The following is a 21,493-nucleotide window of genomic DNA, read 5'->3' as shown; positions in this document are numbered from 1 at the left end:
CTACGCCGCCAGCAGCGACTTCAATTTCACCGCCTGCGAACCGAGCGCTTCCGGCGCCGGCCTCGCCCGTTTGCCGATCAGCATCTCCGCCAGCCTGATATCGCGGGCGACCGCATTGCCCGGCCCGATGCCGCTGGCGGCCACCAGCCTGCCGTCCTCGGCAAGGTGAAAGAGGATGAAGGCGTCCTCGCCGAGATCGCGGCGCACCGTGCTGCGGCCTTCGTCGGAAAGCCCCGCGATCTGCAGGGACAGGCCATATTGATCCGACCAGAACCACGGCACCGCCGCATGTGCTTCGCCGGCGCCGAGCATGTTTTTTGCCGCCAGCGCGCCTTGTTCCTGGGCGTTGCGCCAGGCCTCCAGCCGCACGCGACGGCCGCCATAGACGGCAAGCGGGAACGAACAGCAGTCGCCGGCAGCGAAGATGTCGGGGTCGCTGCTGCGCAGTTCGGCGTCGACTGATATGCCGTTGTCGATGGCCAGTCCCGCTTCGGCGGCAAGAGCCGTCACCGGCACGGCGCCGATGCCGATGATGGCGAGATCGGCGAGGATTTCGCGGCCGCCGGCAAGCGCGATGCGCACCTGCCTGCCGTCGTCGGCGATCAAGGCAATGCCTTCGCCGCACGCTATGTCGACGCCTTCGGCGACGTGGGTGTCATGGACGACCTTGGCGATCTCGGCCGGTACGCCGCGCATCAGGATACGCGGCTGCGCCTCGATGACGGCGACCGCAGCACCGAGCTTGCGGGCCGCCGCGGCGAGCTCGAGGCCGATGAAGCCGCCGCCGATGACGGCAATGCGGTTACCCGCCTTGAGATGGGCGCGGATAGCCAGCGCATCGGCGAAGGTCCTGAGGTAGACGCAGCGCCCGCCAAGGCCGGGCATCGGCAGTTTGCGCGGCGTCGAGCCCGTCGCCAGCAGCAGCTTGTCATAGGGCAGGACCGAACCGTCCGACAGGCGCACAGTATGCGCGGCGCGATCGATCGCTGCAGCCTGAATGGAATGGATATGCCGGATCGACTTTTCGGCGAGGATCTCGTCGCTGGCGATCGCCTTGATCTCGGGCGCGCCGCCGGCCATGGCGTCCTTGGACAGAGGCGGCCGTTCATAGGGCAGATGCGGCTCGTCGCCGACCAGCGTCACTGGTCCCTCATAGCCGAGGTCACGCAATGTAAGCGCTGCCCGGCCGCCGCATTCCCCGGCGCCGATGATGACCATTCCGCGCGTCATACCGGTCATCCGATCTGGACGAGGACGCTGCCGGCGTCGACCTTGACCGGATAGGTCCTGAGGTTGACGCAGGCCGGCGCACCCTTGGCCTGGCCTGTCTTGTAGTTGAAGCGGCCATTGTGCTTGGGACATTCGATGATCTCGTCCATGACAAGCCCGTCGGCGAGATGCACCTTTTCGTGCGTGCACAGGCCGTCGGTGGCGAAATACTCGTCATCGGGGCTGCGATAGATGGCGTAGCTGCGGCCGCCGTGATCGAACCGCATCACATCTTCTTCGTCGATGTCTCCCACTGCACAGGCCTCGACCCAGTCGCTCATACATTTCTCCCGCGAAATTTCCCGATCGCGCCTTACGGGCGGATATCACTCCGCCGCGGCGTTGAAGGCAGCATTGTCGTTGTACAAATCCTCGCGATACGGCCTGGCCGTTGGCGGCAGCTCGCGCTTGAGGAAATAATCCTCGTTGCGCAACTGGCGCCAGAAGACAGGCAGCATCTCGCGATAGCCGGCCAGGATCGACGGCGTCGGCGCCGGCAAATCATGCTTGATCAGTTCATGCAGCTTCGGCAGCGCATGGTAGGGCACCATCGGGAACATATGATGCTCGACGTGGTAGTTCATGTTCCAGTAGATGAAACGGCTGATCGGGTTCATGTAGACGGTGCGGCTGTTCAGCCGATGGTCGGTGACGTTGTCGGCAAGACCGCCATGCTGCAGCAGGCCGACCATGACGTGGTGCCAGGCGCCATAGAGCCTGGGCAGGCCGACCAGCATCAAGGGCAGGAACGAGCCGGTATAGAGCGCCAGCGCGATGGTTGCGGCATAGATCGCGGTCCAGATGCGGGCGATGCGGATCGCTTTCGGCTGTTCCTGCTCGGGAATAAAGGTCTTTTCGGCCGCGCTGATGTTGCCGGCGGCGTTGCGCAGCATGTCTGACATCGCATGCCAGGCGTCGAGCACGCCGACAAAGCCGAGGATGGCGCGCACCAGGTCCGGCGGCCGCATAACCGAGATTTCCGGGTCGCGGCCGACGATGATGGTGTCAGTGTGATGGCGCGTGTGGCTCCAGCGCCAGGTCACCGGGTTGCGCATGATCATGAAGCAGGCGACCTGATAGACCCAATCATTCATCCACTGCGTGCGGAAGGCCGTACCATGGCCGCATTCGTGCCAGCGGGAATCCGTGGACGAGCCGTAGAGCACGCCATAGGCGAAGAAGAACGGCACGCACCACCAGGTGCCCCAGAACCAGGCACCGCCGGCGCCGCTGACGATGAGCGCGGCGATCCAGATCGCCGTGTCGCGGAGCGCGGGCGCGTCGGAGCGCTGCATCAGCTCCTTCATCTGCTTGCGGGGAATGTCGGTGTGATACCATTCGGCCGCCGACAGGCCGGTCTCGACGGCCAGCCTGGCGTCGCGGCCGATCAGGCTGTAGTCACGCCGGGACGGCGCAGCATGCATGGTTGCCTCCCTCGGCAAGGGCATCCGCCACGCGAATGCCCGACATTTCCTGACTTCGAGGCTGAAAATAACGCTAGCTCATGATAGACTCAACATCATAAAGATAGTTTCTATCATTTCCTATCATCAAGATGTAGGAAAGATGCACGGTCAAATGAGGACAGACATGGCGAAACGGCCGACCATATCAGATCTGGCGCGCATCTCCGGCGTCAGCGTCGCCACGGTGGACCGGGTGCTCAACAGCCGCCTGCCTGTGCGCGAGGAAACGGCGCGCCGCGTCTATGACGCCGCGACCGAGATCGGCTATCACGCCGCAGGCCTGATCAAGCAGCGTATGCGCCAGGAATTGCCCGAGTATCGGCTGGGTTTCCTGCTGCTTCGGGGCAATGACGTTTTCTATGGCGATTTCGCGCGGGAACTCGAACTCGCGGTCGCACAATCGCAGCGCTTCCGTGGCGTCGCAACCATCGATTTCGCCAGTTCCCTGGCCCCGGATGAGATCGCCGCCCAGATGCGCAGGCTGGCGGCGAAATCGCGGGCGATCGCCGTGGTCGGCCCTGATCATCCGACGCTGACGGCGGTCGTGGAGGCGCTAAAGGCCAGGGGGCAGCCGGTCTTCTCCCTGCTGTCCGACTTCGCCGCCGGCATCCGCGAAGGCTATGTCGGGCTCGACAACCGCAAGGTCGGCCGCACCGCCGCCTGGATGATCTCGAAGGCTGCGAGGAAGCCCGGCAAGGTCGCCCTTTTTGTCGGCAGCCATCGCTTCCACGGCCATGAGCTGCGTGAGATCGGCTTCCGCTCCTTCTTTCGCGAGCATGCGCCGGACTTCAACGTGCTGGAGACGCTGGTCAATCTGGAGGCCAACCAGGTGACCCATGATGCGACGATCGATCTTCTGGGGCGATATCCGGATCTTGTCGGCTGCTACGTCGCCGGCGGCGGCATGGAGGGCGCCGTCTCGGCGCTGCGGACAGCGAAGCCCGCAAGCATGCCGGTGGTCGTCTGCAACGAGATCAACGCCGAATCGCGCGCCGCGCTTGCCGACAACATCCTGACGATGGTGATCTCGACGCCCCTTGCCGCGCTCTGTCGCGAGCTCGTCGATCGGATGGCGCATGCCATCGAAACCGGTGCGGCCAATGCGCCGGGCCAGACATTCCTCCCCTTCGACATCTATTTGCCGGAAAACATCTGAAGCCATTTCAGGAATGCGCAGCGGTTTTCCGTCCAGGTCGCGTCAGGACGGAAGGTAGGGCGTTTCCATGAAACGATAAAACCCTCGGGCAGCCCGGTCTGCCGCAAACCAGCCGCCTGAAATGATAGAATCCATCAGAGACAGCCGAAAATCGCACGCCCGAATTCGGAATTTCCCTTGACGCCCCGATTCGAAATGGAATAAATATTTCACTGACTGTGCATTTTGGTTCTTTCGTTCCGACAACATCTGGTTCGAGCAGGCAGTTCGGCGTTCCAGCCAGGGGTGAACCGCGTTGGAACGAAATGATATCAGGGAGAGATTCCCCGGGGAGATCGGGGATTCCGGATAGATCGGTGCGACCGGACACCCAAAGTGGAGGAGAGATACAATGAAGAAAATGATTTTGGGCGTCGCTTTCGCGGCGCTGATGAGTTCGTCCGCCATGGCCGCCAAGATCGGCGTGTCGATGGCCAAGTTCGACGACAATTTCCTGACCGTGCTGCGCAACGGCATGATCGAGCAGGCCAAGGGCATGAGCGGCGTGGAGCTGCAGGTCGAGGACGCGCAGAACGACGTCGCCAAACAGCTCGACCAGATCAAGAACTTCGCCGCATCAGGGGTCGACGCCATCATCGTCAATCCGGTCGACACCTCGGCCACGCAGGCGATGTCGGATGCCGCGGCCGCCGCAAAGATCCCGCTGGTGTATGTCAACCGTGAACCGGTGAATGTCGACACGCTGCCTGACAACCAGGCCTTCGTCGCTTCGAACGAGGCCGACTCCGGCACGCTCGAAACCAAGGAGGTCTGCCGCCTGTTCAAGGAAGCCGGCAAGAAGGAAGCCAATGTCTATGTGATCATGGGCGAGCTTTCCAACCAGGCAGCCGTGCAGCGCACCAAGGACATCGAGGAGGTGATCGCAACGCCGGATTGCAGCTTCATCAAGATCATCGACAAGCAGACGTCGAACTGGAACCGCGATGAGGCCCAGAACCTGATGACCAACTGGCTGTCGACCGGCAAGCCGTTCGACGGCGTCATCGCCAACAATGACGAAAGCGCCATCGGCGCCATCCAGGCAATGAAGGCCGCCAATGTCGACATGAAGACGGTTGTCGTCGGCGGCGTCGACGCCACGCAGGACGCGCTCGCCGCCATGCAGGCAGGCGACCTCGACGCCACCGTGTTCCAGGACGCGGCTGGCCAGGGCGCCGGCGCGCTCGACGCGGCACTGAAACTGTCCAAGGGCGAGAAGGTCGAACACAAGGTCTACGTGCCCTTCCAACTGGTGACGCCGGCCAACATCGACAAGTTCCTGAAGAAGAACTGAGCGGCGGAACGGTTCACCTCGGGGCGGCGCTCAAAGGACCGGGCGCCGCTCCTCCTCTCGGCGCTTTCATGGCGCCAGGAGCGACCGCGGCTGACGGAGGATAGACGAGTGGCACAGACATCTCATGGCGTCGGCGGGGTCAGCTATGATGCGAAGAAGCGCATATGGCCGGCGGAATTCAACGTCTTCCTGGCGCTCGTTATTCTTGTCGTCATCTTCGAATTGATCGGCCGCGTCTTTCTCGGCGACAGCTTCCTGTTCAACACCCGCAGCAATGTCGGCGGCCTCTTCAACGAGGCGCGGCTACAGATCATCATCCTGCAAGTATCGATCGTCGGCATCATCGCCATCGGCGTGACGCAGGTTATCATATCGGGCGGCATCGACCTGTCGTCGGGCTCGATCGTCGGCGCCACCGCCATGATCGCCATGAGCTTCGCCCAGGTGGCGACGGTCAACGGCAACCCCAATCCCAAGGCGATGTTCCTGGCTCAGGGCTGGACCGACCTGCCGGTGATCGTGCCGGTGCTGGTCGCCATCGGCTGCGGGCTGCTGGCAGGCCTGGTCAACGGCGCCCTGATCGCCTACACGCGCATTCCGCCCTTCATCGCCACGCTAGGCATGATGGTGACCGCGCGCGGCATCGCCAAATGGTGGTCCAAGGGGCAGCCCATCTCGTTCCCGACCGAGAGCTTCGCCGCCATCGGCAAGGGCCTGATGCCCGTCATCATCTTCCTGTCGCTGGCCGTGCTGTTCCAGCTGATCATGACCTACACACGATACGGCAAGCATTGCTACGCGATCGGCTCCAACGAGGATGCCGCGCGCATGTCCGGCATCAAGATCGCCAACCACAAGATCCTGGTCTACGTCATCGCCGGCATACTCGCGGCGCTCGCCGCGGTGGTGCTGTCTTCCAAGAACCTCACCGCCCAGGCCGGCATGGGCGTGATGTACGAACTCGACGCCATCGCCATGGCGGTCATCGGCGGCGTATCGCTGTCGGGCGGCCGCGGCTCGATCATCGGCACGGTGATCGGCGCGCTGATCTTCGGCGTCATCATCTCCGGCTTCACCTTCCTGCGCCTCGACGCCTACTACCAGGAGATGGTCAAGGGCGTGATCATCGTCGGCGCCGTCGTTCTCGACCAGTGGCGCCAACGCCTGCGGGCATTGAGGGCTTGACCATGTCAGACATCGTCCTGAAGACCGAAAACCTGACCAAGCGCTATGGCGGCGTGCAGGCGCTGGAAGGCGCGAATTTCGAGCTGCGCAAGGGCGAACACGTCGCCATCATGGGCGACAATGGCGCCGGCAAGTCGACCTTCGTGCGCCAGATCACCGCCGTCGAGCAACCGACCAGCGGCCAGATCTGGTTCGACGGCAAGCAAGTCAATTTTTCGGGCCCTATCGAGGCGCGCGAGGCCGGCATCGAGACCGTGTTCCAGAACCTGGCGCTGGCCGACGACCTCGACGTGCCGTCGAACCTGTTCCTTGGCCGAGAAAAAGTGCTGTTCAATCTGGGACCGTTTTCGATCCTGGACCGCCGGGGAATGCGCAAGGCGACCGAAGCGGCGCTGGTGCGCACGGCGGTGAAAATCCCAAACCTGTCGAACACCATCCGCCATATGTCGGGCGGCCAGCGGCAATGCGTGGCGATCGCCAGAACCGCGACCTTCGCCTCCAAGCTGATCATCATGGACGAGCCGACGGCAGCACTCGGCGTGCAGGAGACCGCGCAGGTCGAGAACATCATCCGCACGCTGAAGGACAATGGCGAGCCGCTGATCCTGATCAGCCACAATATGCGCCAGGTGTTCGACCTTTGCGACCGCATCGTCGTCTTCCGGCGCGGCCGCATCGTCGCCAATTTGCGCAAGGAGAACACCGACGGAAACGATATCGTTTCCTACATCACCGGCGCCAAGACCGGAGAGGCCGAACTCGCGGCCTAGGCCGGGCGCGGAGGCGGCGGTCATCGCCTCCCTGTCGATCTTGTCTTGACCGGAAAAACACCTGCGCGCATGACCGGCGCCCCGCCAGCTTCGAACCATCCCCAGAGGAAATTTCCATGACTCTCCGCTTCGCCCTCCTCGGTGCCGGCCGCATCGGCAAGGTCCACGCCCGCGCCGTCGGCTCCAATCCGCAGGCCAAACTGGTCGCCGTTGCCGACGCTTTCGAGAAGGCGGCGAGCGAACTCGCCACGGCCTACGGCGCCGAGGTGCGCACCATCGATGCCATCGAGAAATCCGGGGACATCGACGCGGTCGTGATCTGCACGCCGACCGACACCCATGCCGACCTGATCGAGCGCTTCGCCAAGGCCGGCAAGGCGATCTTCTGCGAGAAACCGATCGACCTCGACGTCAAGCGGGTCGAGCAGTGCCTGGCCGTGGTCGAGAAGGCCAAGGCGACGCTGATGGTCGGCTTCAACAGGCGCTTCGACCCGCACTTCGCTGCGGTGCGCAAGGCAATCGATGACGGCGCCATCGGCGTGGTCGAGATGGTGACCATCACGTCGCGCGATCCGGGCGCACCGCCGATCGACTACATCGCGCGCTCCGGCGGAATCTTTCGCGACATGACCATCCATGATTTCGACATGGCGCGCTTCCTGCTCGGCGAAGAGCCGGTGGCGGTCAGTGCGCATGCCTCGGTGCTGGTCGACAAGAAGATCGGCGAGGCCGGCGATTTCGACTCCGTCAGCGTCATCCTCGAAACCGCGTCGGGCAAGCAGGCCGTCATCTCCAATTCCCGCCGCGCCACGTATGGCTACGACCAGCGCATCGAGGTGCATGGCTCGAAAGGCATGGTCGCGGCCGAAAACCAGCGGCCGGTGTCGATCGAACTGGCCAATGAAAAGGGCTATACCCGCCCGCCGCTGCACGATTTCTTCATGACCCGCTACCTCGACGCCTATGCCATTGAGATTGCGTCCTTCATCGCCGCCGCGACGTCGGGCAAGAAGGCGGCACCGAGCGGGACGGACGGACTCATCGCACTTCGGCTGGCGGATGCGGCACTGAAATCGGCGACATCAGGCCAGACCGTCCGCCTCGACAAGTAACGACTTAAAGCACAGGAGCAGAGCGATGAGCGCATCAGCCGATCGCAATTCACAAACGCGCGCCATCGTCACCGGCGGCGCACAAGGCATAGGCTTCGCGGTCGCCGAGGCATTGGCGGACGAAGGCTGCCGGGCGCTGGCGCTGATCGGCCGCTCGCAGGAAAAGGGCGACAAGGCAGTCGCCAGCCTCAAGAAGTCGGGCGTCGACGCGATCTTCATCAGCGCCGATGTCTCCAAGGTGGCCGACTGCAAGCGCGCCGTCGCCACCGCGCTTTCGCATTTCGGCACCATCAACGCCCTGGTCAACGCCGCCGCCACATCCGCGCGCGGCTCGCTGGTGGAGACTAGCGAGGAGCTGTTCGACACTATCTTCGACACCAATGTGCGAGGACCCTTCTTCCTGATGCAGGGCGTGGTGGCGCATCTGCTTGAGAAAAAGGCCCCCGGATCGATCGTCAACGTGCTGTCGATGTCGGCGCATACCGGCCAGTCGTTCCTGACACCCTATTCGACCAGCAAGGGCGCTCTGATGACGCTGACCAAGAATGTCGCCAACGCCTATCGCTTCAATCGCATCCGCTGCAACGCCGTGCTGCCCGGCTGGATGGACACCGAGGGCGAGGATATCGTGCAGAAGAAATGGCATGACGCACCCGACGACTGGCTCGAGAAGGCCGAGGCCGCGCAGCCGATGGGCCAGTTGGTGAAGCCGGACCAGTTGGCCCGGCTGATCAGCTACATGGTCAGCCCGCAGTCCGGCGTGATGACCGGCTCGCTGGTCGACTACGACCAGAGCATCGCTGGGGCGTCGCCGGAGTAGCGGCCGCGTAAGCGAAACCGTTAACCAGGTGGTCATCCACGGGCGGAGCAAGGAGCGCAGCGACGCGGCGCAGACCCGAGGATCCATGCCGCGACTTCCGGGCCGTCGCTACGGCGCAAGATTCTGCACCGCAGCACTCTCCCATCTAGGTCGCGGCATGGATCCCAGGGTCTCCGCGACGGAGCTTCGCTCCTGCTTCGCCCTAGAATGACGAAATCGCAAAGGCTCGGCCCTCACCTGAAATTGCTTGCTACCAGGGTACGTGACAAACGCCGCCGCTTCGACTATATGAGCCGCATGATCCACCTGACCGCCACCTATTGGTACTTTAGCAGCTCGCTGGCGGCGGGAGGATTGCGCTCGATCTGAAGATTGCAGCAAACAGTCCGACAAGCCGCCAGACCTGGCGGCTTTTTTGTTTTCAGCCGGCAGGTCTCCCAACCAGGAGCAGAAGCCGTGTTGACCACCACAGACGACCTTCGGGTCAAGGAACTGAGACTGCTGAGCACGCCGGAAGAGGTGATGGGCGAGATACCGCGCTCACTCACGGCGACGCGCACCGTTGCCGCCTCGCGCAACGCCATCCACTCGATCCTGACGGGGGCCGACGACCGGCTCGTTGTCATCGTCGGCCCCTGTTCGATCCACGACCCGGTCGCGGCCGTTGACTATGCCAGCCGTCTGGCGGCGCTGCGCGAGACATTGTCCGACCGGCTCAAGATCGTGATGCGGGTCTATTTCGAAAAGCCGCGCACGACGGTCGGCTGGAAGGGCCTGATCAACGACCCCGACCTCGACGGCAGCTTCAACATCGACAAGGGGCTGCGGATGGCACGCAATGTGCTGTCGGCCGTCAACAATCTGGGCCTGCCGGCGGCGACCGAATTCCTCGATATGACCACGCCGCAATACATTGCCGACCTCGTCGCCTGGGGCGCGATCGGCGCGCGCACGACCGAGAGCCAGATCCATCGCGAGCTGGCCTCGGGCCTCTCTTGCCCGGTCGGCTTCAAGAACGGCACCGACGGCAATCTCAGGATCGCCGCCGAGGCGGTGAAGTCGGCCGCGCAGCCGCATCATTTCATGGCGGTGACCAAGGGCGGACGCAGCGCCATCGCGGCAACGACCGGAAACGAGGATTGCCATGTCATCCTGCGTGGCGGCGTTCAGCCCAACTATGACGCGGCAAGCGTCGAGGCCGCCTCGGTCGAACTCGCCCGCATCGGTATCGCGCCCCGCCTGATGATCGATGTCAGCCATGCCAACTCAGCCAAGAAGCCGGAGAACCAGCCCAAGGTCGCGGCTGACGTGGCAGGACAGGTCGCGGCGGGGGACGAGCGCATTATCGGCGTCATGATCGAGAGCAATCTCGTCGCCGGCCGGCAGGATGTCGTGCCCGGCAAGCCGCTGGTCTACGGCCAGAGCATCACCGATGGCTGCATCGACTGGGCGGCCACGGAGACGGTGCTGCACGGCCTTGCCGGCGCCGTGGAATGGCGCCGGTCGGCGCGCCGCGCCTTGATGGAGAGCCGGCAGGGCGCCGCCTGATCCGGTTGGAGCATAAGGGCGGCGTTTCCGGTTTCAGCCCAGGACCACGCCGCCCTAGGGCCCGCAGCGCTCCACCTCACTTGCACGCCTCCGACCCGCGTGTTACATACTGAACCAAATGGTTCAGTATTCCGCGACCCGCCTGGATGCCTCGTTCGCCGCGCTTTCGGACGCCACCCGGCGCGGCGTTCTGGAGCAGCTCGGCCGTGCGGACGCTTCGATCACGGACTTGGCCCAGAAATTCCACATGACCCTCACGGGCATGAAGAAGCATGTCGGCGTCCTGGAGCAGGCGGGACTCGTCACGACTCGGAAGGTCGGGCGCGTGCGAACCTGCAAGCTGGGCCTGCGTCGCCTGGAGGATGAGGCGGAATGGATCGAGAGATACCGCCAGCTCTGGGCCGCACGCTTCGACGAGTTGGATAAGGTTATCGAGGAATTGAAACGCAAGGAGGAAGTCGATGGACGCAGGAAGAGCGAGTGAGGCCAAACGCACGACGGTGGAACGGAGGTCCGACCGGGAGTTGGTCGTTACGCGAAGCTTCGACGCGCCTGCGCGCATCGTGTTCGAGGCGTGGACCAAGCCTGAGCTGTTCAAGCAGTGGTGGGTGCCGAAGTCGATGGGCATGTTCCTGCGTTCCTGCGAGATGGATGTTCGTGTGGGAGGCGGGTACCGTTTGGTGTTCGGGCATGACGGCTCGAACCCTGCCGAGTTCTTCGGCAGGTATCTCGAAGTGACACCGCACTCGCGCCTCGTCTGGACCAATGACGAAGGGGGTGAGGGTGGACCCGTCACCACGGTGACCTTCGAGGAAAAAGACGGCAAGACGCTGCTGGTCATGCACGAGCTCTATCCCTCGAAGGAAGCCCTCGACGCCGGCGCCGGGGCGGCGGATGCGATGTCCGAGCAGTTCGAGCAGTTGGACGAGCTTCTCGCCACGCAGCAGGGCGCCACCTGATTCGGTCGGAGTCCCAGGTGAAGGGCAGCGGGTCGGGTCCAACCCAAGACTACGCCGCCCTCAGTCCTTCCCATGCGGTGAACACGGACACCGCGAAGAGCAGCAGCCCAGCCGCCCGGCCGGCAAGGATGGTCGCCCGCGGATTGGCGATCAGCAACTTGCGGCTGCGGCCGGCCGATATTGCGAGCCCGCCATAGATCGCGGCCTGCGTCAGCACGGTCAGCAGGCCCATCACCGTCGCCTGCATCCAGATCGGGCCGTAGTCCGTTTTCAGGAACTGCGGATAGACGGCAAGGACGAACAGGTAGGCCTTCGGGTTGATCAGGCAGGTCACAAGGCCTTGGCGAAACGCCTTCCATGCCGAGCGGCTGCCGGCGGGCCCGTCGCGACCGACAGTGATGGAGCTGCGCATCAGTGTGATGCCGATGAAGGCCATGTAGGCGGCGCCTGCAATCAACAGCGGCTTGAACAGGATCGGCAAAAAATGCATCAGCAGGCCGACGCCGATCGCGCCGTTCAGCGTGTGCACCATGCCGCCGACCATGATGCCGCCGGTCGCGGCAAGGCCCCTGTCGCGCCCGCCCGTCAGCGCATTGGCCAGCACGAACAGCATGTCCATGCCCGGAACGGCGATGATGCCGAACAGCAGGATAAAGAACAGCCAGAGATTTTCAGCATAGCTCATGTCAGTAGCCTGTCGCCTCGCTCGGCCCAGCCGCAGCGGAACCTGTTGATTTTCAATCCGATAGACGATCCTATAGGCCGAACCAACTGACGATGGTGTGTCAGTTGTGATCGGCAACGGGTGAGAAAAATGCGCAAGGCGTCGCGCCTGTTCGAGATCATCCAGATCCTGCGGCTGGCGCGGCAGCCGGTGACGGCGGCAATGATAGCCGCGCAGCTGGAGGTGACGATACGCTCGATCTATCGCGACATGGCAGCGCTTCAGGCCATGCGCGTGCCGATCGAGGGCGGGAGGGGCATCGGCTATATCCTGCGCCCCGGCTTCGACTTGCCGCCTCTGATGTTTTCGATCGAGGAGATGGAGGCGATCGTGCTGTCACTGGCGCTGCTGGAGCGCACGGGCGACGACGAGCTCAAGCAGGCAGCCAAGCGCGTCGGCGCCAAGATCGCCGGCGCCGTACCGCCGCCTTTGCGCCAGACGCTCGACGCCAATGCGCTGCATGCGTGGGGATTCGCCGCGCCCTCTGCAGGTGCGATCGACCTGGCGCTGGTGCGCCGCGCCATACGCGACGAGGAGAAGCTCGACCTCTCCTATCGCGACGAGCTTGGCCGCGCTTCCGAGCGCCTCATCCGCCCGATCGCGCTGATCTATTATGCCGAGACCGCCAACATCGTCGCCTGGTGCGAGCTACGCCAGGCGATCCGCAATTTCCGCAGCGACCGCATCGAGGATTGCCGGCCGACCGGACTGCGCTTCAAGGGCGAAGGCAATCGGTTGCGGCAGATCTGGGTCAATGGATGGGAGGTCAATGCAGCGGCCGCCGGCTAAACCGACCAGCGGAGCGAACCTTACCTTACATCCACCCAGCGCTTCTCCTCGAACGATCGCGCCATCGCATGCACGGTGCGCTCGATCTCCAGACCTTCGTCGAATTCGATGAGCCGCGCCGGTCTGCCGGCGAGCCGGGTCAGCAGTTCATGGCATTCGATGATCTTGAGATCATTGAAGCCAAGACTATGCCCGGGCGCGGGGACGAACAGGTCGTAGGGCTTGTGCTGTGGCGACACGAGGATGGTGCGATAGCCCTGTTCGGTCGGGCGATCCGATGTGAGGTAGAGCTGGAACTCATTCATCCGCTCCTGGTCGAACAGGATCGAGCCCTTGGAGCCGAAGATCTGGACGGCGATGCGGCCCTTGCGGCCCCAGGCCGAACGGTTGACCAGAAGCGTGCCGGCGATGCCGTTCTCCAGATGCATCAGCACGGAGGCAATGTCGTAGGTCTCGACCGCGCGGCGGCCGCCGGCGGCCAGCTTGCGGTCGGCATAGGGCTTGGCCATGTCGCAGATGACGCTGGCGACGCGGCCGAACAGGGTCGACACCAGCGACAGCGGATGCACGGCGAAATCATCAAGCGCGCCATAGCCGGAAGATGCCTCGTGCTTCCAGAAGAACAGCGCCTCGGGATCGGCCATGAAATCCTCGTCCATCTCGATGCGCAGATGGTTGACCTCGCCGATGATGTTTTCGTCGAGCAGCGCGCCGATATGGCGGATGGCCGGGCTCTGGATGTAATTGTAACCGAGCGCCGCGACTTTGCCGGATTTCTTTGCCGCGGCCGCCATTGCCTCGGCTTCGGCGAAGCTCGGCGCCATCGGCTTTTCGCACCACAAATGCTTGCCGGCCTCGAGGATGGCGATCGCCATTTCCGGATGGAACTGGTTGGGCGTGGTGAGCGAGACGACGTCCACTTCGGGGTCGTTGACGACGGCGCGCCAGTCGCCGGACGCCCTGGCGAAACCGAACTCGCCGGCCTTGCGCCTGGCGAGATCCTCATTGACCTCGCCGAGATGGACAAGCCGCGGTTTGGTTATGTCGGGAAAGACGGCGCCGACGGCACTCCACGCGATGGCGTGGCACTTGCCCATAAATCCCGTGCCGATAAGACCGACGCCGACCATTTTCCGTTCCTCCACCGTCATAGATGCTACGTGGATGAATTAGTCCATTTTTGTTCGGAATGGAATGTCTGCCTCATTTTTTATGGTGTTCTTGCGCAGCCTCGCTATGATGGGGCAGAGAGGACGCTTCACCGATGAGCTTGGACGGGCCGACGATGGACGAACGGGTACCTCGCGACTTCGAGACGCTGCGCGCCACGATCCTCGATCGACGCGAAAGCCTGCCCAAGCGCATCGCCCAGATCGCCGCTTATGCGCTCGACAATCCCGACGATATCGCCTTCGGCACCGCCGCCAGCATTGCCGCCTCGGCCGGCGTGCAGCCCTCGACGCTGATCCGCTTTGCCCAGCAGCTCGGCTTTGACGGCTTCACCAGCCTGCAGCAGGTGTTTCGCGAACGGCTGCGCGAGCGCAACTCCTCCTATGACGAACGGCTGCAGGCGCTGCGCGCCAAGGCCGAGGGCGGCGCCGGCCACCGGGCGATCTTCGACGGCTTCGTCGCCGCCGCCAGCACCTCGCTCAACGACATTTCGCGCACGCTGGACGACGCGCATCTGGAAGAAGCGATTTCCCTGCTGGCCAAGGCACAGACCATCTATGTGCTGGCCAAGCGGCGCTCCTATCCGGTGGCGTCCTACATCGCCTATGCGCTTGGCAAGCTGAAGATCCGCAACCAGCTGATCGAATCAGCCGCCGGCCTCAACGCCGAGATGGTCAGCTTTGCGACGCCCGCGGATGCCGTCGTCGCCATTTCCTTCTCGCCCTATGCGCCGGCCACGATCGAGGAGGCGCGCACGATTTCCGAACAGGGCGTGCCGATCATTGCCATCACCGACAGCTCGTTTTCACCGCTTGCTCAGTTCGCCAGCGTCTGGTTCGAGGTTGCCGAGGCGGATTTTGCCGGCTTCCGCTCGCTATCGGCGACGATGGCGCTGGCCATGGCGCTGACCGTTGGCGTCGGCGAGAAGCGGCGCAACCCCGGCAAGGGGCGCAAGGCCTGAGGGGAAGGCAAAAGGCGATTTTAGATCGGGGAATGCTCATTCCATATTGACTATGGATTGGAATTATTATTTCATATTTTTCGGCGCCACGCTGCCGCTCGCGCGTGTACCCCAACATAACAGGCCCGACGGGAGGTTCCAATGAGCGAAGCCGTGGACGCGAAATACGCTGCGCTCGACGTCATCACCATCGGCCGGGCTTCCGTCGACCTCTATGGCCAGCAGATCGGCTCGCGGCTGGAGGACATCACCTCCTTCGCCAAGTCGGTCGGCGGCTGCCCCGCCAATATCTCGGTCGGCACGGCGCGGCTCGGCCTGCGTTCGGCGCTGCTGACGCGGGTCGGCGACGAGCAGATGGGCCGCTTCATCCGTGAACAATTGAAGCGCGAAGGCGTCAACACCGACGGGCTGAAGACCGACAAGGAGCGATTGACCGCGCTGGTGCTGCTTTCGGTCGAGAGCGAAGGCGTTTCGCCGATGATCTTCTACCGCTCCGACTGCGCCGACATGGCGCTGGCCGAGGAGGACATCGACGAGGCGTTTATTTCCTCGGCTCGCGCGGTCGTCGTCACCGGCACACATTTTTCCCGGCCCAACAGCGATGCCGCCCAGCGCAAGGCGATCCGCATCATGAAGGCCAAGGGCGGCAAGGTCGTGTTCGACATCGACTACCGGCCGAACCTCTGGGGCCTGGGCGGCCACGCCGAGGGTTTTGAGCGCTACGTCAAGTCCGACCGCGTCTCGGCGCAGTTGAAGACGGTGCTGCCCGATTGCGACCTCGTCGTGGGTACCGAGGAAGAGATCATGATCGCCTCGGGCGCGGACGACTGCCTGAGCGCGCTAAAGACGATCCGTTCGCTGTCCTCGGCCACCATCGTCTTGAAGCGCGGCGCCATGGGCTGCATCGTCTATGACGGGCCGATCAGCGACGATCTCGAGGACGGCGTGGTCGGCAAGGGTTTTCCGATCGAGATCTACAACGTGCTTGGCGCCGGCGATGCCTTCATGTCGGGCTTCCTGCGCGGCTGGCTCGGCGGCGAAAGCCTTGCCACGGCGGCGACCTGGGCCAATGCCTGCGGCGCCTTCGCCGTGTCGCGGCTGTTGTGTGCGCCGGAATATCCGACCTTCGAGGAATTGCAGTTCTTCCTCAAACTCGGCAGCAGGCATCTGGCGTTGCGCAAGGACGAGGCGATCAACCACATCCATTGGGCAACGACGCGCCGGCACGACATTCCCTCGCTGATGGCATTCGCCTGCGACCACCGGGTGCAGCTCGAGGACGTGGCGGCCAAGACTGGCGCTGACGCGTCGCGCATCGAGGATTTCAAGGTGCTGACGGTGAAAGCGGCGGCCAAGGTCGCCGCCGGGCGCGACGGATACGGCATGTTGCTCGACGAGAGGCATGGCCGCGAGGCGATGTTCGAATTCGCCAGGCATTCCTTTGCCTGGCTCGGGCGGCCGGTGGAGCTGCCGGGCTCGCGGCCGCTGCGCTTCGAATTCTCGCAGGACATCGGCTCCCAGCTCACCGAATGGCCGGTCGACCACTGCATCAAATGCCTTTGCTTCTATCATCCCGACGATCCGCCGGGCTTGAAGGAGGAACAGCAGCAGAAATTGCGCGCACTGTTCGAGGCCGCGCGGAAAGTGGGCAGGGAGCTTCTCATCGAGATCATCGCCGGCAAGCACGGCAAGCTCGACGACACGACCATCCCGCGTGCGCTTGAGGAACTCTATGCGCTCGGCATCAAGCCGGATTGGTGGAAGCTCGAACCGCAGGCATCCGCAGGCGCGTGGACGAAGATCGAGGCCGTGATCCTGAAGAACGACCCCTGGTGCCGCGGCGTCGTGCTGCTCGGCCTGGAAGCCCCGCAGGACGAGTTGGAGGCCGCCTTCGCAGCGACGGCCAAGGCGCCTATCGTCAAGGGTTTCGCGGTCGGCCGCACCATCTTCATCAATGCCGCCGAACAATGGCTTTCCGGCAGGATGTCGGACGACGAAGCGATTGCCGATATGGCATCGCGCTTCGAGCAACTGACCGAGGCATGGCTTGCCGCGCGCGGCCGTAAAGCAGCATAAGAAGGCACGGGCACAGGGACTGCGGAGGAAACCAATGAGCAAGACAATCCGCCTGACGATGGCGCAGGCGCTGACCCGTTTCCTGAGCAAACAGAAGACCGAGATCGACGGCGCAAAGGTACCGATCTTCGGCGGCGTCTGGGCCATCTTCGGCCACGGCAATGTTGCCGGCATCGGCGAGGCGCTCTACCAGGTGCGCGACGAACTGCCGACTTTCCGCGCCCACAATGAACAGGCGATGGCGCATGCGGCGATTGCCTATGGCAAGGCCAATTTCCGTCGCCGCTTCATGGCCGCCACCTCCTCGATCGGACCCGGCGCGCTCAACATGGTGACGGCGGCGGCACTTGCGCATGTAAACAGGTTGCCTATCCTGTTTCTGCCGGGTGACGTCTTCGCCAACCGCGTTCCCGATCCGGTGCTTCAGCAGGCCGAGGATTTTTCCGACGGCACGGCGACGGTCAATGACTGTTTTCGTCCGGTGTCGCGCTATTTCGACCGCATCACGCGGCCGGAGCAGATCATCCCTGCGCTCAACCGCGCCATGGCCGTGCTGACCGACCCGGCCGAATGCGGGCCGGTGACCTTGTCGCTCTGCCAGGACGTGCAGGCCGAGGCCTATGACTATCCCGAGAGCTTCTTTGCCGAACGGGTCTGGCGCCAGCGCCGGCCGCGCCCGGATCGGGCTGAATTGGCGGCTGCGGTTGCAGCGCTGAAGAGCGCAAGCAAGCCGCTGGTGATCGCCGGCGGCGGCGTGCTCTATTCTCGGGCCTCGGACGAACTGGCGAAATTCGTTGAAGGCGCCGGCATTCCGGTCTGCGAAACGCAGGGCGGCAAATCCTCGCTGCCGGACGATCATCCGCTCAACATGGCGGCGGTCGGCGTCACCGGCACGCCGGCCGCCAACCGGCTGGCGGAAGAGGCCGATGTCGTGCTCGCCATCGGCACGCGCCTGCAGGATTTCACCACCGGCTCCTGGGCGCTGTTCAAGAATTCGGGCAAGACCATCATCGGCTTGAATGTGCAGCCTTTCGATGCCGGCAAGCATCGGGCATCGCCGCTGGTCGCCGACGCGGCCGAAGGCTTGGCCGAACTCGGTGCCGCGCTGAAGGGTTGGAAGGCGCCATCCGCCTGGACCGACAATGCGGCAGCCGGCAAGAAGGAATGGCAGGCCGAAGCCGCCAAGGTGACGGCGTCGACCAATGCCGCCTACCCTTCCGACGCGCAGGTGATCGGCGCCGTGCAGCGCGCCATGGGCTCCGGCGTGACGCTGCTCAACGCCGCCGGCGGGCTGCCGGGCGAATTGCACAAGCTTTGGCAGGCCGGCGCGCCCGGCTCCTACCACGCAGAATACGGCTTCTCGACCATGGGCTATGAGATTGCGGGCGGGCTCGGCACCAAGATGGCCAAGCCTGAAGAAGAGGTCGTCGTCATGATCGGCGACGGCTCTTATCTGATGCTCAATTCCGAGATCGCCACCTCGGTGATGCTCGGCCTGAAGCTGACCATCGTGCTGCTCGACAACAGGGGTTTTGGCTGCATCAACCGGCTGCAGATGGCGACCGGCGGCGCCAACTTCAACAATCTCCTGAAGGATGCGCGCCACGAGGTGCTGCCCGACGTCAACTTTGCCGCGCACGCCGCGAGCATGGGGGCGATCGCCGAGAAGGTTTCGTCGATCGCAGGGCTGGAGACGGCGCTGGCTCAGGCGAAAGGCAACGACCGCACCACGGTACTGGTCATCGACACCGATCCGCTGGTCTCCACCGATGCCGGCGGCCACTGGTGGGACGTGGCGGTGCCGGAAGTCTCCGAGCGCAGCCAAGTGAACGCGGCGCGCAAGGTCTATGACGAGAAGCGGCGGATGCAGAGCGTCGGCGATTGATTTCGGCGCTGCCCACCCCCTACCTCTCCTTGTGGGGAGGTCGGACCGAAGGTCCGGGTGGGGTCTGGCGCCGCACCCCCACCCCGCTGCTTCGCAGCGACCCTCCCCACAAGGGGGAGGGTGAACAAGAACCGGAGTGACGACTTGAAAGCCAAACTGGGCATGTCCCCCATCGCGTGGTGGAACGACGATCTTGCGGAACTCAGCGACGACGTGTCGTTGGAGGAGTGCCTACGCCAGTCGCGTTCGGCCGGCTTCACCGGCATGGAGATGGGACGGCGCTTTCCCAAGGACCCCAAGGTGATGCTGCCGATCCTGAAGGCGGCTGACGTCACACTGTGCGGCGGCTGGTTCTCGGGCACGCTGGTCGACGAGGAGATGAGCAAGAACAAGGATCGCATCCAGCCGATGATCGACCTGTTCAAGGCGGTCAACGCGCCTTGCATCGTCTATGGCGAGGTTGGCCGTTCGATCCAGGGCGACCGCTCGAAGCCGCTCGCCACCAAGCCGAAACTCTCGAGCGACGAGATGAAGGCCTATGCCAGGCGCCTGACCGAATTCGGCGAATGGTGCGCCGAGCAAGGCATGCCGCTTTCCTATCATCATCACATGGCGGCGGTGGTCGAGACCGAGCCGGAGCTCGACGCCTTCATGCGCCATTCCGGAGCGGGCATTCCGCTGCTGCTCGATGCGGGCCATCTGGCCTTTGCCGGCGGCGATGTGCTGCGCGCCATCGACAATCACCACAAGCGCATCAGCCATGTGCATGTGAAGGATGTGCGCATGGGCGTGATCGAGAAGCTCGACCGCACGAAGCAGTCCTTCCTCGACGCGGTGGCGCTTGGCGCCTTCACCGTGCCGGGCGACGGCTCGCTGGATTTCGGCGCCATCGTGCAGCGTTTCGCCGACCACGGCTATGAAGGCTGGTTCGTGGTCGAGGCCGAACAGGACCCGAAGAAGAACCCGCCGCTCAAGATGGCGCAGGTGGGCCACAAGGAGTTGATGCGGGTGATGACGGCGGCCGGCTATACGGTCGAGACGCAGGGCTTCCCCGATGTCTGATCGGGTTCTCGCCAGGCCGGGCTTGCTGTAGGTTGCCGCGATGAAAGATTCCGAGCACCCCTTCTTCCGGCCATTGTGGCGGCGTGTCGCCGTCGTCGCGGTGTGCGTCATCTGGTCGATCATCGAATTCGCGAGCGGCACGCCGTTCTGGGGCGTGATCGCGCTGGGCTTCGCCGGCTATGGCGTCTGGCAGTTTTTTTATCTCTACAAGCCGGCCGACGAGAACAAGGCGCCCGCCGAAGTCGAACCGAAGGAGTAACCGGATGTCGAAGCTGCTGGTCAAAGCCGACAAGGGCCATGGCCGTGTCGCGCACGTCACGCCGCAAAGCGCCGGCTGGACCTATGTCGGGTTCGACCTGCATCGGCTGAAACCGGGCGAAACGGCTTCGGGAACAACGGACGATCGCGAAGTCTGCCTGGTGTTCGTCACCGGCAAGGGCACGGTCACGGCCGGCGGCAAGGATCTCGGCCTGCTCGGCCAGCGCATGTCGCCCTTTGAAGGCAAACCATGGTCTGTCTATGTGCCGCAGGGATCGGTGTGGTCGGTGACGGCTGATAGCGGACTGGAACTGGCGGTCTGCTCGGCGCCGGGATTGAACGGCGGCCTGCCGGTTCGCGTCATCGGGCCTGACGACCTCGGCCAGGAGGTGCGCGGCAAGGGCACCAATACGCGCTACGTCACCAACATCCTGCCCGAGGGCAAGCCGGCCGATTCGCTGCTGGTGGTCGAGGTCATCACGCCCGGCGGCCATACGTCGAGCTACCCGCCGCACAAGCACGACCAGGACAATCTGCCCGACGAATCCTATCTCGAGGAAACCTATTATCACCGCCTCAACCCGCCGCAGGGCTTTGCTTTCCAGCGGGTCTATACCGACGCCGACAAGGACGGCTCCCGCGAGCTGGACGAGGCGATGGCGATCGAGGACGGCGACGTCGTGCTGGTGCCCAAGGGCTATCACCCCTGCGCGGCTTGCCATGGCTACGACCTCTACTATCTCAACGTCATGGCCGGCCCGAAGCGGACGTGGAAATTCCACAATGCGCCCGAGCACGAATGGCTGATGAAGGCCTGACCGTTGCGCGTTCACGGCTGAACCTGTTGGTCCAGATCAGAAAAATCGTCGGCTAAGGACCGGCGGGGGCGATTTGCCTTCGAAAACCCTTCAAAGCTTCGTCAATCCGTCATGGAAATCACCTATGGCAAC

21 protein-coding genes are annotated in these 21,493 nt (G+C 63.8%); 16 read left to right on the top strand and 5 right to left on the bottom strand.

Annotation, left to right across the window (positions count from 1 at the left end; all coding sequences use genetic code 11):
• Genes FJ490_RS30450 through FJ490_RS30440 form a run of 3 tightly spaced genes read right to left on the bottom strand, consistent with a single transcriptional unit; the run spans position 1 to position 2,693 of the window.
• Positions 1–1,239 carry an FAD-dependent oxidoreductase gene (locus FJ490_RS30450; protein ID WP_181165337.1) on the bottom strand — a complete coding sequence of 413 codons (1,239 nt, stop codon included), beginning with the start codon at positions 1,237–1,239 and terminating at the stop codon, positions 1–3.
• Positions 1,236–1,550, bottom strand: coding sequence for a MocE family 2Fe-2S type ferredoxin (locus FJ490_RS30445; RefSeq protein WP_140662341.1), 315 nt, complete (start codon positions 1,548–1,550; stop codon positions 1,236–1,238). Before FJ490_RS30445 ends, FJ490_RS30450 begins: the two co-directional genes overlap by 4 nt.
• 45 nt (positions 1,551–1,595) lie before the next feature.
• Positions 1,596–2,693 carry a fatty acid desaturase family protein gene (locus FJ490_RS30440; RefSeq protein ID WP_140729482.1) on the bottom strand — a complete coding sequence of 366 codons (1,098 nt, stop codon included), beginning with the start codon at positions 2,691–2,693 and terminating at the stop codon, positions 1,596–1,598.
• Positions 2,694–2,859: 166 nt separating this feature from the next.
• Between FJ490_RS30440 and FJ490_RS30435 the strand changes: the two genes are divergently transcribed.
• The 9 genes from FJ490_RS30435 to FJ490_RS30390 all read left to right on the top strand — a co-directional run bounded on the left by FJ490_RS30435 (position 2,860) and on the right by FJ490_RS30390 (position 11,618).
• Positions 2,860–3,891, top strand: coding sequence for a LacI family DNA-binding transcriptional regulator (locus tag FJ490_RS30435; protein WP_140554575.1), 1,032 nt, complete (start codon positions 2,860–2,862; stop codon positions 3,889–3,891).
• Positions 3,892–4,282: 391 nt separating this feature from the next.
• Complete coding sequence (locus FJ490_RS30430; protein ID WP_140491233.1) at positions 4,283–5,224, top strand: sugar ABC transporter substrate-binding protein; 942 nt, start codon at positions 4,283–4,285, stop codon at positions 5,222–5,224.
• Between the two features lie 108 nt (positions 5,225–5,332).
• Positions 5,333–6,409: an ABC transporter permease gene (locus FJ490_RS30425; protein ID WP_140517734.1), complete on the top strand. Its 1,077-nt coding sequence runs from the start codon at positions 5,333–5,335 to the stop codon at positions 6,407–6,409.
• A gap of 2 nt (positions 6,410–6,411) precedes the next feature.
• The gene (locus FJ490_RS30420) at positions 6,412–7,179 is read left to right on the top strand and encodes an ATP-binding cassette domain-containing protein (protein ID WP_140491237.1); all 768 of its coding nucleotides are present in this window, start codon (positions 6,412–6,414) and stop codon (positions 7,177–7,179) included.
• A 116-nt stretch (positions 7,180–7,295) separates the two neighbouring features.
• Positions 7,296–8,291 carry an inositol 2-dehydrogenase gene (gene iolG / locus FJ490_RS30415; protein ID WP_140524129.1) on the top strand — a complete coding sequence of 332 codons (996 nt, stop codon included), beginning with the start codon at positions 7,296–7,298 and terminating at the stop codon, positions 8,289–8,291.
• Positions 8,292–8,316: 25 nt separating this feature from the next.
• Entirely contained in the window at positions 8,317–9,111 is a 795-nt protein-coding gene (locus FJ490_RS30410; RefSeq protein WP_140517731.1) for an SDR family oxidoreductase, read from the top strand.
• A gap of 456 nt (positions 9,112–9,567) precedes the next feature.
• The gene (locus FJ490_RS30400; RefSeq protein ID WP_140729481.1) at positions 9,568–10,659 is read left to right on the top strand and encodes a 3-deoxy-7-phosphoheptulonate synthase; all 1,092 of its coding nucleotides are present in this window, start codon (positions 9,568–9,570) and stop codon (positions 10,657–10,659) included.
• A gap of 118 nt (positions 10,660–10,777) precedes the next feature.
• Positions 10,778–11,143, top strand: coding sequence for a metalloregulator ArsR/SmtB family transcription factor (locus FJ490_RS30395; RefSeq protein WP_140491248.1), 366 nt, complete (start codon positions 10,778–10,780; stop codon positions 11,141–11,143).
• On the top strand, positions 11,121–11,618 hold the full coding sequence (locus FJ490_RS30390) for an SRPBCC family protein (protein WP_140729480.1): 498 nt from the start codon (positions 11,121–11,123) through the stop codon (positions 11,616–11,618). Before FJ490_RS30395 ends, FJ490_RS30390 begins: the two co-directional genes overlap by 23 nt.
• Positions 11,619–11,667: 49 nt before the next feature.
• On the opposite strand, the gene FJ490_RS30385 is transcribed toward FJ490_RS30390, so the two are convergent.
• Positions 11,668–12,303 carry a LysE family translocator gene (locus FJ490_RS30385; protein WP_140561739.1) on the bottom strand — a complete coding sequence of 212 codons (636 nt, stop codon included), beginning with the start codon at positions 12,301–12,303 and terminating at the stop codon, positions 11,668–11,670.
• Between the two features lie 129 nt (positions 12,304–12,432).
• Here FJ490_RS30385 and FJ490_RS30380 point away from each other — a divergent pair, with 129 nt between their 5' ends.
• A complete protein-coding gene (locus tag FJ490_RS30380; RefSeq protein WP_140729479.1) occupies positions 12,433–13,131 on the top strand; it encodes a YafY family protein in 699 nt (232 codons plus the stop codon).
• Positions 13,132–13,151: 20 nt separating this feature from the next.
• Here the strand turns inward: FJ490_RS30380 and FJ490_RS30375 are convergent, their stop codons facing one another.
• Positions 13,152–14,261, bottom strand: coding sequence for a Gfo/Idh/MocA family oxidoreductase (locus FJ490_RS30375; RefSeq protein ID WP_140729478.1), 1,110 nt, complete (start codon positions 14,259–14,261; stop codon positions 13,152–13,154).
• A gap of 155 nt (positions 14,262–14,416) precedes the next feature.
• Here FJ490_RS30375 and FJ490_RS30370 point away from each other — a divergent pair, with 155 nt between their 5' ends.
• From FJ490_RS30370 to iolB, 6 genes are all read left to right on the top strand, one after another.
• Entirely contained in the window at positions 14,417–15,262 is an 846-nt protein-coding gene (locus FJ490_RS30370) for a MurR/RpiR family transcriptional regulator (protein WP_181165350.1), read from the top strand.
• Positions 15,263–15,403: 141 nt separating this feature from the next.
• Positions 15,404–17,338 (top strand): 5-dehydro-2-deoxygluconokinase, encoded by a 1,935-nt coding sequence (gene iolC / locus FJ490_RS30365; RefSeq protein WP_140729477.1) that lies wholly within the window; start codon positions 15,404–15,406, stop codon positions 17,336–17,338.
• 34 nt (positions 17,339–17,372) lie between these two features.
• Entirely contained in the window at positions 17,373–19,223 is a 1,851-nt protein-coding gene (gene iolD, locus FJ490_RS30360; protein ID WP_140729476.1) for a 3D-(3,5/4)-trihydroxycyclohexane-1,2-dione acylhydrolase (decyclizing), read from the top strand.
• Between the two features lie 144 nt (positions 19,224–19,367).
• On the top strand, positions 19,368–20,285 hold the full coding sequence (gene iolE, locus FJ490_RS30355; RefSeq protein ID WP_140671618.1) for a myo-inosose-2 dehydratase: 918 nt from the start codon (positions 19,368–19,370) through the stop codon (positions 20,283–20,285).
• Between the two features lie 40 nt (positions 20,286–20,325).
• A complete protein-coding gene (locus FJ490_RS30350) occupies positions 20,326–20,544 on the top strand; it encodes a DUF3329 domain-containing protein (RefSeq protein WP_140491266.1) in 219 nt (72 codons plus the stop codon).
• A gap of 4 nt (positions 20,545–20,548) precedes the next feature.
• Positions 20,549–21,361 carry a 5-deoxy-glucuronate isomerase gene (gene iolB / locus FJ490_RS30345; protein WP_140729475.1) on the top strand — a complete coding sequence of 271 codons (813 nt, stop codon included), beginning with the start codon at positions 20,549–20,551 and terminating at the stop codon, positions 21,359–21,361.
• Positions 21,362–21,493 lie beyond the last annotated feature (132 nt).

This window comes from Mesorhizobium sp. B2-5-11 (assembly GCF_006440835.1).
Taxonomy (GTDB): Bacteria; Pseudomonadota; Alphaproteobacteria; order Rhizobiales; family Rhizobiaceae; genus Mesorhizobium.
This window is presented reverse-complemented; position numbering and strand designations above follow the sequence as displayed.

Excerpts from the sequence above, each read along its gene's own strand:
- FJ490_RS30450 (WP_181165337.1), bottom strand. The coding sequence starts at position 1,239 with ATGACCGGTATGACGCGCGGAATGGTCATCATCGGCGCCGGGGAATGC.
- FJ490_RS30445 (WP_140662341.1), bottom strand. The coding sequence starts at position 1,550 with ATGAGCGACTGGGTCGAGGCCTGTGCAGTGGGAGACATCGACGAAGAA.
- FJ490_RS30440 (WP_140729482.1), bottom strand. The coding sequence starts at position 2,693 with ATGCATGCTGCGCCGTCCCGGCGTGACTACAGCCTGATCGGCCGCGAC.
- FJ490_RS30435 (WP_140554575.1), top strand. The coding sequence starts at position 2,860 with ATGGCGAAACGGCCGACCATATCAGATCTGGCGCGCATCTCCGGCGTC.
- FJ490_RS30430 (WP_140491233.1), top strand. The coding sequence starts at position 4,283 with ATGAAGAAAATGATTTTGGGCGTCGCTTTCGCGGCGCTGATGAGTTCG.
- FJ490_RS30420 (WP_140491237.1), top strand. The coding sequence starts at position 6,412 with ATGTCAGACATCGTCCTGAAGACCGAAAACCTGACCAAGCGCTATGGC.
- iolG (WP_140524129.1), top strand. The coding sequence starts at position 7,296 with ATGACTCTCCGCTTCGCCCTCCTCGGTGCCGGCCGCATCGGCAAGGTC.
- FJ490_RS30410 (WP_140517731.1), top strand. The coding sequence starts at position 8,317 with ATGAGCGCATCAGCCGATCGCAATTCACAAACGCGCGCCATCGTCACC.
- FJ490_RS30395 (WP_140491248.1), top strand. The coding sequence starts at position 10,778 with ATGGTTCAGTATTCCGCGACCCGCCTGGATGCCTCGTTCGCCGCGCTT.
- FJ490_RS30390 (WP_140729480.1), top strand. The coding sequence starts at position 11,121 with ATGGACGCAGGAAGAGCGAGTGAGGCCAAACGCACGACGGTGGAACGG.
- FJ490_RS30385 (WP_140561739.1), bottom strand. The coding sequence starts at position 12,303 with ATGAGCTATGCTGAAAATCTCTGGCTGTTCTTTATCCTGCTGTTCGGC.
- FJ490_RS30380 (WP_140729479.1), top strand. The coding sequence starts at position 12,433 with ATGCGCAAGGCGTCGCGCCTGTTCGAGATCATCCAGATCCTGCGGCTG.
- FJ490_RS30375 (WP_140729478.1), bottom strand. The coding sequence starts at position 14,261 with ATGGTCGGCGTCGGTCTTATCGGCACGGGATTTATGGGCAAGTGCCAC.
- FJ490_RS30370 (WP_181165350.1), top strand. The coding sequence starts at position 14,417 with ATGGACGAACGGGTACCTCGCGACTTCGAGACGCTGCGCGCCACGATC.
- iolC (WP_140729477.1), top strand. The coding sequence starts at position 15,404 with ATGAGCGAAGCCGTGGACGCGAAATACGCTGCGCTCGACGTCATCACC.
- iolD (WP_140729476.1), top strand. The coding sequence starts at position 17,373 with ATGAGCAAGACAATCCGCCTGACGATGGCGCAGGCGCTGACCCGTTTC.
- FJ490_RS30350 (WP_140491266.1), top strand. The coding sequence starts at position 20,326 with ATGAAAGATTCCGAGCACCCCTTCTTCCGGCCATTGTGGCGGCGTGTC.
- iolB (WP_140729475.1), top strand. The coding sequence starts at position 20,549 with ATGTCGAAGCTGCTGGTCAAAGCCGACAAGGGCCATGGCCGTGTCGCG.